The organism is Streptomyces sp. CRCS-T-1, from assembly GCF_024442335.1.
Classification (GTDB): domain Bacteria; phylum Actinomycetota; class Actinomycetes; order Streptomycetales; family Streptomycetaceae; genus Streptomyces; species Streptomyces koelreuteriae.
In genome coordinates this window covers 4153175-4166385 of record NZ_CP101651.1, presented here as the reverse complement: position 1 = coordinate 4166385, position 13211 = coordinate 4153175, and the positions used below count along the sequence as shown (strand labels likewise).

10 protein-coding genes and 2 tRNA genes are annotated in these 13211 nt (G+C 69.5%); 9 read left to right on the top strand and 3 right to left on the bottom strand.

From position 1 onward, the window contains the following. Nucleotides 1-19 precede the first annotated feature (19 nt). The 6 genes from recF (at nucleotide 20) to NNW99_RS18770 (ending at nucleotide 7805) form a co-directional block, all read left to right on the top strand. Nucleotides 20-1141: a DNA replication/repair protein RecF gene (recF, locus tag NNW99_RS18795; protein ID WP_215120301.1), complete on the top strand. Its 1122-nt coding sequence runs from the start codon at nucleotides 20-22 to the stop codon at nucleotides 1139-1141. Further along, nucleotides 1138-1665, top strand: a complete 528-nt coding sequence (locus tag NNW99_RS18790; protein ID WP_215120300.1) for a DUF721 domain-containing protein — start codon at nucleotides 1138-1140, stop codon at nucleotides 1663-1665. The genes recF and NNW99_RS18790 overlap by 4 nt, the downstream gene beginning before the upstream one ends. Nucleotides 1666-2064: 399 nt before the next feature. After that, nucleotides 2065-4125, top strand: coding sequence for a DNA topoisomerase (ATP-hydrolyzing) subunit B (gene gyrB / locus NNW99_RS18785; protein WP_215120299.1), 2061 nt, complete (start codon nucleotides 2065-2067; stop codon nucleotides 4123-4125). A 42-nt stretch (nucleotides 4126-4167) separates the two neighbouring features. Then, nucleotides 4168-6762 carry a DNA gyrase subunit A gene (gyrA, locus tag NNW99_RS18780; RefSeq protein ID WP_215120298.1) on the top strand — a complete coding sequence of 865 codons (2595 nt, stop codon included), beginning with the start codon at nucleotides 4168-4170 and terminating at the stop codon, nucleotides 6760-6762. A gap of 18 nt (nucleotides 6763-6780) precedes the next feature. Then, nucleotides 6781-7614 carry a DUF3566 domain-containing protein gene (locus NNW99_RS18775; protein ID WP_215120297.1) on the top strand — a complete coding sequence of 278 codons (834 nt, stop codon included), beginning with the start codon at nucleotides 6781-6783 and terminating at the stop codon, nucleotides 7612-7614. Nucleotides 7615-7728: 114 nt separating this feature from the next. Beyond that, nucleotides 7729-7805 (top strand) — tRNA-Ile (locus tag NNW99_RS18770). Nucleotides 7806-8161: 356 nt separating this feature from the next. Here NNW99_RS18770 and NNW99_RS18765 read toward each other — a convergent pair. Continuing rightward, nucleotides 8162-8488 (bottom strand): DUF6344 domain-containing protein, encoded by a 327-nt coding sequence (locus tag NNW99_RS18765; protein ID WP_321170426.1) that lies wholly within the window; start codon nucleotides 8486-8488, stop codon nucleotides 8162-8164. Nucleotides 8489-8843: 355 nt separating this feature from the next. Between NNW99_RS18765 and NNW99_RS18760 the strand changes: the two genes are divergently transcribed. Together NNW99_RS18760 and NNW99_RS18755 are read left to right on the top strand one after the other, a co-directional pair. Continuing rightward, on the top strand, nucleotides 8844-8972 hold the full coding sequence (locus NNW99_RS18760) for a DLW-39 family protein (protein WP_003999697.1): 129 nt from the start codon (nucleotides 8844-8846) through the stop codon (nucleotides 8970-8972). Between the two features lie 184 nt (nucleotides 8973-9156). After that, the gene (locus NNW99_RS18755) at nucleotides 9157-10494 is read left to right on the top strand and encodes a hypothetical protein (RefSeq protein ID WP_251057857.1); all 1338 of its coding nucleotides are present in this window, start codon (nucleotides 9157-9159) and stop codon (nucleotides 10492-10494) included. Nucleotides 10495-10530: 36 nt separating this feature from the next. Here NNW99_RS18755 and NNW99_RS18750 read toward each other — a convergent pair whose 3' ends face one another. Beyond that, the gene (locus NNW99_RS18750) at nucleotides 10531-11991 is read right to left on the bottom strand and encodes a serine/threonine-protein kinase (protein WP_215120294.1); all 1461 of its coding nucleotides are present in this window, start codon (nucleotides 11989-11991) and stop codon (nucleotides 10531-10533) included. A 374-nt stretch (nucleotides 11992-12365) separates the two neighbouring features. Continuing rightward, on the bottom strand, nucleotides 12366-12914 hold the full coding sequence (locus NNW99_RS18745; RefSeq protein ID WP_215120293.1) for a DNA-binding protein: 549 nt from the start codon (nucleotides 12912-12914) through the stop codon (nucleotides 12366-12368). A gap of 181 nt (nucleotides 12915-13095) precedes the next feature. On the opposite strand from NNW99_RS18745, the gene NNW99_RS18740 reads away from it, so the two are divergent. Continuing rightward, nucleotides 13096-13168: transfer RNA gene (locus tag NNW99_RS18740), tRNA-Ala, on the top strand. Nucleotides 13169-13211 lie beyond the last annotated feature (43 nt).

The window sequence follows — 13211 nt, the reverse complement described above, 5'->3', positions numbered from 1 at the left end:
GGAGGTCGGCGAAACGACCATGCACGTCACGCATCTGTCGCTGGCCGACTTCCGCTCCTATCCCCGGGTCGAGGTCCCGCTCGACCCGGGGGTGACGGCCTTCGTCGGGCCGAACGGGCAGGGCAAGACCAACCTCGTCGAGGCCGTCGGCTATCTCGCCACCCTCGGCAGCCACCGGGTCTCCTCCGACGCCCCCCTGGTCCGCATGGGCGCCGAGCGCGCGATCATCCGGGCCCAGGTCCGGCAGGGCGAGCGGCAGCAGCTGGTCGAGCTGGAGCTGAACCCGGGGCGTGCCAACCGCGCCCGTATCAACAGGTCCTCGCAGGTCAAGCCGCGTGACGTGCTGGGGATCGTACGGACCGTCCTCTTCGCGCCCGAGGATCTCGCCCTGGTCAAGGGCGACCCCGGGGAGCGGCGCCGCTTCCTCGACGAGCTGATCACCGCACGCTCCCCGCGCATGGCCGGGGTGCGCTCCGACTACGACCGGGTCCTCAAGCAGCGCAACACCCTGCTGAAGTCGGCCGCGCTGGCCCGTCGCCACGGCGGCCGCAAAATGGACATGTCAACGCTGGACATCTGGGACCAGCACCTCGCGCGCGCGGGCGCCGAGCTGCTCGCCCAGCGGCTGGATCTGATCGCCGCCGTCCAGCCGCTCGCCGACAAGGCCTATGAGCAGCTCGCCCCCGGCGGCGGTCCCGTCGCCCTGGAGTACAAGCCGTCCGCGCCGGGCGAGGCGCACACCCGCGAGGGCCTCTTCGAACAGCTGATGGCCGCGCTCGCCGAGGCCCGCAAGCAGGAGATCGAACGCGGCGTCACCCTGGTCGGCCCGCACCGGGACGACCTCCAGCTCAAGCTCGGCCAGCTCCCCGCCAAGGGCTACGCCTCGCACGGCGAGTCCTGGTCCTACGCGCTGGCCCTGCGCCTGGCCTCGTACGACCTGCTGCGCGCCGAGGGCAATGAGCCGGTGCTGGTGCTCGACGACGTCTTCGCCGAGCTGGACACCCGCCGCCGTGAGCGCCTCGCCGAGCTGGTCGCGCCCGGCGAGCAGGTCCTGGTGACGGCCGCCGTCGACGACGACGTACCGCATGTGCTGTCCGGGACGCGGTTCGCCGTGTCCGAGGGGGCGGTGGAGCGCGTATGAGCGCACAGGAGCCGCAGAACACCCCCGAGCCCTCCGGCGTCGACCTCGCGCGCGTGGCGCTCCGCGCGGCGAAGGAGGCCGCACGCGCGCGTGGGGACGCGGCGCAGCAGAAGAAGCAGGCGCGCCGCGGCGGGCTGCGCTCCGGCGCGCGTGCCGACGGCCGCGATCCGATGGCGCTCGGCTCGGCGATCAACCGGCTGATCACCGAGCGCGGCTGGGAGGCCCCGGCCGCGGTGGGCGGGGTGATGGGCCGCTGGCCGCAGATCGTCGGCGAGGACGTGGCCAACCACTGCGTGCCCGAGAAGTACGACGAGGACGAGCGCGTCCTGGTCGTGCGCTGCGACTCGACGGCCTGGGCGACGAACCTGCGGCTGCTCGCCCCGACCCTGGTCGCCCGTCTCAACGAGGACCTTGGGCACGGCACCGTGCGGCAGATCAAGGTCCTGGGCCCCAGCGCCCCCACCCGCCGCTACGGCCCCCTGCGCGCCCCGGGCAGCAGTGGACCGGGCGATACCTACAGGTGACTTACGTCACGTCTCATCGGGCCGGCGCGGCCCTGGCACAGCCGTTCCGAGCACCCTTTTCCGCCACCGCACACGGTTGCGAACGGCGACCTGACTCCGAAGTAGCCAAGGGTTGACGGCCGAAAGCGCTGAGTGCCTCCGTGAGCCTCTTGGAGCCCCCATCCGCATATCGGGAGTCGGGGAAGACCCGTCGAGGGCGGCACATGCGGACTCAGGTACCGGCAAACCCCCATCAGTGTCAGTGCTACCGGTAGACTGGAAGCAATCCCGCCCCACTCGCTGGGGACCGTCCGGGAAAAGCTGAGCAACGCTGATCAAGGCTTACCAACGCAACATGCCGCAGCCGCTCCGGCAACCCGCCGACGAGCCCGGCTCGTGCTGTGCCAGAAAGGGCGCTTCGTGGCCGATTCCGGCAACCCCAACGAGAACATCCCGTCCACCGACGAAGGCGTGAACAGCGAGGCGATCACCTCGGGCGGCGAGGTCACCGCCTCGTACGACGCCAGTGCCATCACCGTCCTCGAGGGTCTGGACGCGGTCCGCAAGCGGCCCGGCATGTACATCGGCTCGACCGGTGAGCGCGGTCTGCACCACCTGGTGCAGGAGGTCGTCGACAACTCCGTCGACGAGGCGCTGGCCGGGCACGCGGACACGATCGACGTCACGATCCTCGCCGACGGCGGTGTGCGGGTCGTCGACAACGGCCGAGGCATCCCGGTGGGCATCGTGCCGACCGAGGGCAAGCCGGCCGTCGAGGTCGTGCTGACCGTGCTGCACGCGGGCGGCAAGTTCGGCGGCGGCGGCTACGCGGTCTCCGGTGGTCTGCACGGCGTCGGCGTCTCCGTGGTGAACGCCCTGTCGACCAAGGTCGCCGTCGAGGTCAAGACCGACGGCTACCGCTGGACGCAGGACTACAAGCTGGGCGTCCCGACGGCCCCGCTCGCCCAGCACGAGGCCACCGAGGAGCACGGCACCACGGTCACCTTCTGGGCCGACCCGGACATCTTCGAGACCACGAACTACTCCTTCGAGACGCTGTCGCGGCGCTTCCAGGAGATGGCGTTCCTCAACAAGGGTCTGCGCATCAACCTCGCCGACGAGCGCGAGTCGGCGAAGGCCACGGCCGGTGCGGACGAGGCCGGTGAGGACGAGAAGCACGAGGTCAAGGCCGTCTCGTACCACTACGAGGGCGGCATCGTCGACTTCGTGACGTACCTCAACTCCCGCAAGGGAGACGTGGTGCACCCCACCGTGATCGACCTGGAGGCCGAGGACAAGGACAAGCACCTGTCCCTCGAGGTCGCCATGCAGTGGAACGGCGGCTACACCGAGGGTGTGTACTCCTTCGCCAACATCATCCACACGCACGAGGGCGGTACGCACGAAGAGGGCTTCCGGTCCGCGCTGACCTCGCTGATCAACAAGTACGCGCGCGACAAGCGGCTGCTGCGCGAGAAGGACGACAACCTCACCGGTGACGACATCCGCGAGGGCCTGACCGCGATCATCTCGGTCAAGCTGAGCGAGCCGCAGTTCGAGGGCCAGACGAAGACCAAGCTGGGCAACACCGAGGTCAAGACCTTCGTCCAGCGCGTCGTCTACGAGCACCTGGCCGACTGGCTGGACCGCAACCCCAACGAGGCCGCGGACATCATCCGCAAGGGCATCCAGGCGGCCACCGCGCGCGTGGCGGCCCGCAAGGCGCGCGACCTGACGCGCCGCAAGGGCCTGCTGGAGACGGCCTCCCTCCCGGGCAAGCTGAGCGACTGCCAGTCGAACGACCCCACCAAGTGCGAGATCTTCATCGTCGAGGGTGACTCCGCCGGCGGCTCGGCCAAGTCCGGCCGCAACCCCGAGTACCAGGCGATCCTCCCGATCCGAGGCAAGATCCTCAACGTCGAGAAGGCGCGGATCGACAAGATCCTGCAGAACCAGGAGATCCAGGCGCTGATCTCCGCCTTCGGCACCGGGGTCCACGAGGACTTCGACATCGAGAAGCTCCGCTATCACAAGATCATCCTGATGGCGGACGCCGACGTCGACGGCCAGCACATCAACACCCTGCTGCTGACCTTCCTGTTCCGCTTCATGCGGCCGCTGGTCGAGGCCGGGCACGTGTACCTCTCCCGTCCGCCGCTCTACAAGATCAAGTGGGGCAAGGACGACTTCGAGTACGCGTACTCCGACCGCGAGCGCGACGCCCTCATCGAGATGGGCCGCAACGCCGGCAAGCGCATCAAGGACGACTCGGTGCAGCGCTTCAAGGGTCTCGGTGAGATGAACGCCGAGGAGCTGCGCATCACGACCATGGACCAGGAGCACCGCGTCCTCGGCCAGGTCACCCTCGACGACGCCGCCCAGGCCGACGACCTGTTCTCGGTCCTCATGGGCGAGGACGTCGAGGCCCGCCGCGCGTTCATCCAGCGCAACGCCAAGGACGTCCGCTTCCTCGACATCTGAGTCGGTCTCAGCTGACCGCACCAGGAAGGACCTTCACCAGCAATGACCGACGAGAACACTCCCGTGACGACGCCCGAGGGCGACGCACTGGCCATGCGCGTCGAGCCCGTCGGGCTCGAGACGGAGATGCAGCGCTCCTACCTCGACTACGCGATGTCCGTCATCGTCTCGCGTGCGCTGCCGGACGTCCGCGACGGCCTCAAGCCCGTCCACCGCCGTGTGCTGTACGCCATGTACGACGGCGGCTACCGCCCCGAGCGCGGCTTCTACAAGTGCGCCCGTGTCGTCGGCGACGTCATGGGCAACTACCACCCGCACGGCGACTCCTCCATCTACGACGCGCTCGTGCGCCTCGCCCAGCCCTGGTCGATGCGCATGCCGCTCGTCGACTCCAACGGCAACTTCGGCTCTCCGGGCAACGACCCGGCGGCGGCCATGCGCTACACCGAGTGCAAGATGGCGCCGCTGTCGATGGAGATGGTCCGTGACATCGACGAGGAGACCGTCGACTTCACGGACAACTACGACGGCCGCTCCCAGGAGCCGACCGTCCTGCCGGCCCGCTTCCCGAACCTGCTGATCAACGGCTCGGCCGGTATCGCGGTCGGCATGGCGACCAACATCCCGCCGCACAACCTGCGCGAGGTCGCCGCCGGCGCCCAGTGGTACCTGGAGAACCCCGAGGCCTCGCACGAGGACCTCCTGGACGCGCTGATCGAGCGCATCAAGGGCCCCGACTTCCCGACCGGCGCGCTCGTCGTCGGCCGCAAGGGCATCGAGGAGGCGTACCGCACCGGCCGCGGCTCCATCACCATGCGCGCGGTCATCGAGGTCGAGGAGATCCAGAACCGCCAGTGCCTGGTGGTGACGGAGCTGCCGTACCAGGTGAACCCGGACAACCTCGCGCAGAAGATCGCCGACCTGGTGAAGGACGGCAAGATCGGCGGCATCGCCGACGTCCGCGACGAGACGTCCTCGCGCACGGGCCAGCGCCTGGTCATCGTGCTGAAGCGGGACGCGGTCGCCAAGGTCGTCCTGAACAACCTGTACAAGCACACCGACCTGCAGACGAACTTCGGCGCCAACATGCTGGCGCTGGTCGACGGCGTGCCGCGCACGCTCTCGCTCGACGCGTTCATCCGCCACTGGGTGACGCACCAGATCGAGGTCATCGTCCGCCGTACGCGCTTCCGGCTGCGCAAGGCCGAGGAGCGGGCGCACATCCTGCGCGGTCTGCTGAAGGCCCTGGACGCCATCGACGAGGTCATCGCGCTGATCCGGCGCAGCGACACCGTCGAGATCGCGCGCCACGGCCTAATGGACCTCCTGGAGATCGACGAGATCCAGGCCAACGCCATCCTCGAGATGCAGCTGCGCCGGCTCGCCGCCCTGGAGCGCCAGAAGATCGTCCAGGAGCACGACGAGCTCCAGGCGAAGATCAACGAGTACAACGAGATCCTCGCCAGCCCGGTCCGTCAGCGCCAGATCGTCAGCGAGGAGCTGGCCGCGATCGTCGACAAGTACGGCGACGACCGCAAGACGAAGCTGATCCCGTACGAGGGCGACATGTCCATCGAGGACCTGATCGCCGAGGAGGACATCGTCGTCACGGTCACCCGGGGCGGCTACATCAAGCGCACCAAGACCGACGACTACCGGGCCCAGAAGCGCGGCGGCAAGGGCGTGCGCGGCACGAAGCTCAAGGAAGACGACATCGTCGACCACTTCTTCGTCTCCACCACGCACCACTGGCTGCTGTTCTTCACCAACAAGGGCCGTGTCTATCGCGTCAAGGGCTACGAGCTGCCCGACGCCGGCCGGGACGCGCGCGGTCAGCACGTCGCGAACCTGCTCGCCTTCCAGCCGGACGAGGCGATCGCCGAGATCCTGGCGATCCGCAATTACGAGGCGGTTCCCTACCTCGTCCTCGCCACCAAGGCCGGACTGGTGAAGAAGACGCCTCTGAAGGATTACGATTCGCCCCGTTCCGGCGGTGTGATCGCCATCAACCTCCGTGAGCAGGAGGACGGTTCGGACGATGAACTGATCGGAGCCGAGCTGGTCTCGTCCGACGACGATCTGCTTCTGATCAGCAAGAAGGCCCAATCGATCAGGTTCACCGCGTCGGACGAAACACTGCGACCCATGGGCCGTGCCACCTCGGGTGTCAAGGGCATGAGCTTCCGCGAGAGCGACGAGCTGCTCTCGATGAATGTTGTTCGACCCGGTACGTTCGTGTTCACTGCCACAGACGGCGGGTACGCGAAGCGGACCAACGTCGACGAGTACCGCGTCCAGGGTCGCGGCGGCCTCGGTATCAAGGCCGCCAAGATCGTCGAGGACCGGGGCTCCCTCGTCGGCGCGCTGGTGGTCGAGGAGACCGACGAGATCCTCGCCATCACGCTGTCGGGCGGTGTGATTCGTACGCGAGTCAACGAGATCAGGGAAACCGGCCGTGACACCATGGGCGTCCAACTGATCAATCTGGGCAAGCGCGATGCCGTGGTCGGCATCGCTCGCAACGCCGAGGCGGGACGCGAGGCGGAAGAGGTCGACGGCGACATCGTCGTCGACGAGACCGCCGAAGGCGCCGCGGCCACCGGCACGGACGAGGGTGAGGCGCCCTCGTCTGAGTAGCACGAGGAGTGAGTCAGCGTGAGCGGAGCCACGGGCGCCGGACCGAGCGGTACCTCGACGGGTACGGACACGGACGACGGCGGTCGTGGCTCCGCCGCACGTGCGGCGGACCCGCACACGACCAACCTGAAGGCGGTCAAGCCGGCCGACAAGGACGACTCGCCCTCGACTGACAAGCAGGGATCCCAGGGGGGAACCGTGACCGACACCCGAGGTCCGGGGACCCAGCAGCACAGCGCCGGCGCGGGCCCGGCCGCGTCCGGCGCCCAGCCGCAACCGCAGGCGCAGCCGCAGCCGCAGCCCAAGGGGGCCGAGACGGCTTCTCCGCTGCCCGGGGAACGGCAGGCACAGCAGCAGGCCGGGCCGTACCACCCGCCGCAGGCCTATCCGGCGCAGCAGGCGGCGGCCGGTGGCGGCGCGGGTGCGGGGGCTTCCGCCGGTGCCGCACGGCGCCCCCGTCCGGGAACGCGCACGGTGCCCCGCGTCCGCAAGGCGCGGCTGCGGGTGTCCAAGGCCGACCCCTGGTCGGTGATGAAGGTCAGCTTCCTGCTCTCCATCGCGCTCGGCATCTGCACGATCGTCGCGGCCGCCGTGCTGTGGATGGTCATGGACGCGATGGGCGTCTTCTCCACGGTCGGCGGCACGATCTCCGAGGCGACCGGCTCGAACGAGTCCAACGGCTTCGACCTGCAGGCCTTCCTGTCGCTGCCCAACGTCCTGATGTTCACCTCGGTCATCGCGGTCATCGACGTCGTCCTGGCGACGGCCCTCGCGACCCTCGGCGCGTTCATCTACAACCTGTCCGCGGGCTTCGTCGGCGGGGTGGAGCTGACGCTCGCCGAGGACGAGTGACACGACCCTTTTGACCTGGATTGAGGCAGTCCCGACAACCGATTTTGGGACTGCCCATGTCGTGCGCTAATCTTCAGGAGTCAGCGCGCGGGACACACCCCCGCACAGCGCGGCGGGGCTATAGCTCAGTTGGTTAGAGCGCATCCCTGATAAGGATGAGGCCACAGGTTCAAATCCTGTTAGCCCCACCAGCGAAAAGACCCCCAGCCGGTACCGGCTGGGGGTTTTGACGTTCATGGCTGACATCAGCCGGTCGAAGTATGGAGATCGCAGAAAGCCGTACGCCTCCCGTGCGCGGGGCGCGGCTGAGTTCGTGGAGCTGCCGACCGGCCTGACTCCGACCCCACCGGGCCTTTGCGCATGGTCTCTACGCGCACTGCTTCTCGACCTCGAGTCCGGTCATACACGGCATCACGCTGAAGCCCGAGCACGAACCCTTACGCGTTCCATGGGATAGGGCGTGCGGGGCATGAAGAAGCCCGGCGGCTCTGTCGAGCTGCCGGGCCTGTACGCAGGGTCGCCGTTCGGATGGGATCGGGCGGGGGGTTCAGCGCTGCAGGGGAGTCAGGTAGTCCGCCATGGGGTCCGAGTCCGCGTCGGTGTCCGCGAGTGGGCGGTGGCGGCAGCGGGGGGTCTTGCCGTGGGCCTCGGCCCGGATGCGCTGTTTCATCGTGGGGGGCAGGGCTTTCGCCAGGGACACGGGAGATGTCGCCGATGCCGTTCGCTGGTGCGGGATGCGGTCGCTGCCGCTGTTGCGCTCCGGCTCCGCCTGCGGTACTGCCGCGCTGGCGGTCGTGGCGGCGTTCGTGGTGACGAATCCGAGCTTCGTGCACAGCGCCAGGAAGGCGGTGACGATGGCGGTCCACAGTTTCATAACCTTGTTCCGGGCCATGGCCCCTCACTTTCGGGTCGGGCGATTTGCGTACTTTCCTCATGATGTGTATGGGGGGCGAGAAGTGGTGGACCGACGCCCGTGGCGCGGCGATGTTCCGATGAACACCACTCGGATGGACGCAAGAGGGGTGAAAATGTGAGGAGAGAGGAGAAGGAGGCCCAAAGTAACCGTCCGTCGGGGTGTGATCACCCTCCGATCGGAGCGGTGGACTCCGCTTCTATCCCGGTTCCGGGGAAGGGAGTTGAGGTCCGACTCAGGTCACCGATCGGTCTCGGTCGGTGTGTATAGTCGGGCGCCAGAGGTCCCCTACGTCAACGAAAGACGAGGTCGCGCGGTGAAGAAGCTTCTCCTGGTCGCACTGGCCGCTATCGGCGGGCTCCTCGTGTACCGCCAGATCCAGGCGGATCGCGCCGAGCAGGACCTGTGGACGGAGGCGACTGACTCCGTGCCCACGGGTTCGTGAGTCACGACATCCCAAAGCGAGCACACCCCGGCCGCCTCGCGGTCGGGGTTTTGTGTGTCCTGGGGCCGGCCGTACGGGCAGGATGGGCCACGGCTCACGGAATTTCGTCGTTGAGGGGTGGCGCGTGAGGGGACGGGGTCGTACGGCGTGGGGGCGTGCGGGCGCGTGGCAGGGGCGTCCGTCGGTGGCTGTGCGCCTGGGGCTCGTGGGGGTGGTGCTGGGCGCTACGGCTGCCGTGGCGCCGGGCCAGGCCGCTCTGGCCGCTGCCGGGGCCTCCGGGGTCTCCGGGACCTCTGGGGCGTTAGGGGCTGCCTCCGGAGCTGCCGGGACGCCGAGCCCGTACGCCTTCGCCGACGGTGCCCGGAGCGTCGAGGGAGCGAGGAGCACCGCGGACGCCGAGTTGCTGAAGCCCGGCACCGCCTACAAGAGCTCGCTCCCGAGCAGCGGCAAGGTCAGCTACAGCATCGAACTCGACGCCGCGTCGGACGCGTATGTGTCCGTCACCGCCGCCCCCTCCCCCGACAGCACCGTCTCCGTCATCGACGGGCTGAGGGTGTCCGTGCAGGACGCCGAGGGCAATTCCTGCTCCGTCGACACCGAGAGCTTCGGCGCCGCCCGTAGTCCGCACCCCATCGCGGCCTGGGGCATGCGCGAGATCTCGCCCACCAAGGCCCTGTGCCGGAAGGCCGGCACCTATTACGTGTCCGTCGAGCGGGCCGACCCGAAGGGCGAGGGCTCCTCACCGGACGCTTGGGACCTGGAACTTCTCGCCATGACGGAGCCGCGGACGGCGAAGACCGGGCCGACCGGCGCGCCCGAGGTGTGGAACTCCGCCACGCCCCAGCCGCTCCAGGGGAAGGCCGAGCGCCGCCGGGGCGGTGCGGGATTCGCCGGGGCGACCCCCCTCGACCAGGGCGTATGGCGGGACTACCTCCGGCCCGGCCAGACGGTCTTCTACGAGGTGCCGGTCGACTGGGGCCGGCAGCTCCACGCCACCGCCGAGCTGGGCAGCACGGACTCCGGCGGCACCGGCTACACGACCGGCGCCCTTGACCTGGTCCTCTACAACCCCGCCCGCGGTCATGTCGCCGATGTGAGCGTCGGCTACGACGGCGACCAGAATTCCGGCAGCCTGCCTCCCCTGCCGCCGGTCGACCACGCCAACCGCAATGCCCCCGTCGAACAGGTCGGCGCCGTGCGCTTCGCCGGTTCCTACTACCTCGTCGCGCATCTCGCCAAGAGCGTCGCCGACAGCTTCGGGGACGGGCCGTTCGCGATGACGCTGCGCGTCCGGGTGAGCGGAGCGGCGAAGAGCGGGCCCGAGTACGTGGGGGAGTCCGAGCCCGCGGGCGTCTTCGAGGTCTCGGACCAGGAGCGTGAGGCGGCGGCGGAAGGCGTGGCCGGGGGTGGCGACACCACGATGCGGGCGGTCGCCGTGGGCGGCATCGGCACCGGGAGCGCGCTGCTGGTGGGGCTCGGGGTGTGGACCGTGATGGCCCGTCGGCGGGGTCCTGCCCAGTAGCGCCGGTTCCTCGCAGGGGCTCATACCCGTGCGGGCTCAGATGCGGGTCAGGGCCCAGAAGCCGACGGCGTAGCAGGCCAGGGCGAGGAGCAGGAGCGGGACCGCCACCTTGGCCGGAGGGCCGGGGCGGCGGCGCGGCCGTTCCGCGCGATGCCGTGAAGCGGGCCGGGCGGGCTGCGCGAGCGGAGGGGCCTGTGGCGCTTGTGGGGCCTGGTGTGGGTTCTGGGCGGTGTACGAGGCCGTTGAGGTGCCGGTGGCGTAATGCGCTGCGGGGGGCAGGGGCTGACCGGGGTGGCCCTCGTGGCCGGCGTACGCCGGTGGGAGCGGCTGGTAGGTGTGCGGCCGGTGGGCGGTGTCGTAGGGCGGGCCGTCGGGCGCGGGGGAGTACGTGCCGGTGGCCTGCGGAGGCGGCAGATGGAAGCTGCCGGTGTCCGACATGGAGGCCGGCTGAGCAGGCGTCGACGGGGTGGCTGAAGGGTCGGTCTCCTGGCGCGGGTCGGGCGGTACGGCCTCGGGGGACGGCCAGGCGTTGCTGTGGTCGCCCGACGGTGCCTCGTCCGTTCCCGGGCCGGACGGCTCTTCCCTGCGGTCCTGCCGCCCCAGCCCCCGCGCTCTCTCCAGCGGGCCCTCGGGGGCGAACCCAGAGGGCAGCGGGCCGAGTTGGTCGAAGATCTCGATCAGCTCGTCGTCCGGGCCGGGCTCCGGGAGGAGTTCCGCGGCGGCGGCGAGCGCCTTGCGCGCCCCCGTGGCCGTACGGAACCGTGCCTGCGGGTCCGGCTGCAGCAGCGTGGCCACCACCTGCCACAGCGGTTCCGGAATGCCCTTGGGCGCACCGGGCGTCCCGTGCTCGGCGAAGTACTGGATGAGCGCCTTGCTGTCCGGCTTGGCCCCCTCCAGCAGATACAGCGCGACCAGTCCTACGGCGAACAGGTCGGCGGGGAAGTCGGGTTCGGCGCCCATCAGCTGCTCGGGCGCGAGATAGCCGGGCGTTCCCACGACGAGGTTGGTCTCCGTCAGGCGGGGCTCGCCCAGCCGCATCGCGATGCCGAAGTCGGACAGCCGCAGTCGCGGCCGGCCCGTACCGGTGGCCTCCAGCAGCACGTTGGCGGGTTTGACGTCACGGTGGACGACGTCCTCAGCGTGCACCGCGGCCAGCCCCGCCAGCAGCTGGTCGAGCAGGGTGCAGACGAAGGCCGGTGGCAGAGGGCCGTAGTCCCCGACGAGGTGGGCCAGGGAGCCGCCGGCCACCAGGTCCATGGTGAACAGGACCTTGTCGTCGTCCGCGGCCCAGCTGGAGGGGGCGAGCACATGGGGGTGGTCGATCCGCAGGGCCTGTTCGCGCACGAAGCGCAGCAGCGAGTGCGCGTCGCTCTGGAGCAGGACCTTGGCGGCAACATAGCGGCGGCGGCGGTGGTCCCAGGCGCGCCAGACGGCACCGACCCCTCCGCGCCCGATCGGGTCGACCAGTTCGTACCGGCCGGCGAAGACCTCACCCATGGCTGTACGTCGCTCCTCCCCCTGCGGCTACCCCCCTTGCTTCCCCCTCGCCGGGTGCTGCGACTCCCCGACGAGCGAGACGAATCCCTCGATGAGTCGTACGACCCCGACGATCGGGACAAATCCCCGATGAGCGATACGACTCCCCCGTCGCATCCCACCTTCGCGGCCCCCGCCGCATCCCCCGTCGCGGCCCCCGCCGTGCCCCCGTTGCGCGGGAGAACCCGCTCGCGCCGGCCGGTCCCCCGTGCGTGACACGACCCCTCGTGTCCGCCCGTGCCGTGCGCTGTCCCCCGTGACGCCGGTCAGCGTCCGTCCCCCGTCAGATCACTCTGTCCGGCCGCCGAACCCCCTTCGGCTGCCGGGCGGTGCGATCAGCTCTGGTGGGACTGGTAGTGCGCCACCGCGTCCGAGGTACGGCCGGCGCCGTACACCCGCAGGAACTCTGCCAGTTCCGGGTGGGTCGGGGCGAGGGTCTGAGCGGCGTCGATGATGTCCCCCGCCGCCGCGACCGAGCGCAGCAGCGACTGGATCTCCCGGACCACGCGCTTGACCGTGGGCGCTCCCGAACTGGTCGTCGTCTGTGTGGTGTTGCTCAACACCGAACCCCCCTGTGACTTCTTGATCTCCTCCATGCGCTCAGTGGCCTCGGCCGCGCTCACGCTGCCGTCCGCGACCTGCCCGGCCAGGTCCTGCAGCAACTGCACGCGCTGCACGACGGCCGGGTTGCCGATCTTCGCCCGCTGCCCGCTCATCAGCTGTGACAGCATCGGCGCGGACAGTCCCAGAACCCCCGCGAGACGAGCCTGGTTGAGACCAAGATCGTCGATGAGCCTACGGAAGAGCGCCCCCAACGGCTCCCCGTACCAGTTCCGCTGCAGTTCCCGCGCTCTTGCGGTGGCTTCCTGCTGTGCGGCGTCCATTGCGTCTCCCCATCGCTTCCCCATGTACGGCGGTTCGCGGTAGCGAACCACGCCGAGCATCTTACGGAGAGTGGTCGGCGACGGGGACCCCCAATCCTTTTGCGGAATCACGGGGGTGACCCGGTACTCTGGTCTCCGACGCCCGCCGGGACATGCTTCGTCCGGGCGGATGTCCCCTTCCGGGGCCTTAGCTCAGTTGGTAGAGCGCTGTCTTTGCATGGCAGATGTCAGGGGTTCGACTCCCCTAGGCTCCACTTGATCGGACCCCTCTGATCTGCGGAAACGCGGTCGGAGGGG

Bases quoted from the DNA above. Each gene is read 5' to 3' on its own strand.
- recF (WP_215120301.1), top strand. From the start codon at position 20: ATGCACGTCACGCATCTGTCGCTGGCCGACTTCCGCTCCTATCCCCGG.
- NNW99_RS18750 (WP_215120294.1), bottom strand. From the start codon at position 11,991: ATGGGTGAGGTCTTCGCCGGCCGGTACGAACTGGTCGACCCGATCGGG.
- gyrA (WP_215120298.1), top strand. From the start codon at position 4,168: ATGACCGACGAGAACACTCCCGTGACGACGCCCGAGGGCGACGCACTG.
- NNW99_RS18745 (WP_215120293.1), bottom strand. From the start codon at position 12,914: ATGGACGCCGCACAGCAGGAAGCCACCGCAAGAGCGCGGGAACTGCAG.
- NNW99_RS18790 (WP_215120300.1), top strand. From the start codon at position 1,138: ATGAGCGCACAGGAGCCGCAGAACACCCCCGAGCCCTCCGGCGTCGAC.
- NNW99_RS18765 (WP_321170426.1), bottom strand. From the start codon at position 8,488: ATGAAACTGTGGACCGCCATCGTCACCGCCTTCCTGGCGCTGTGCACG.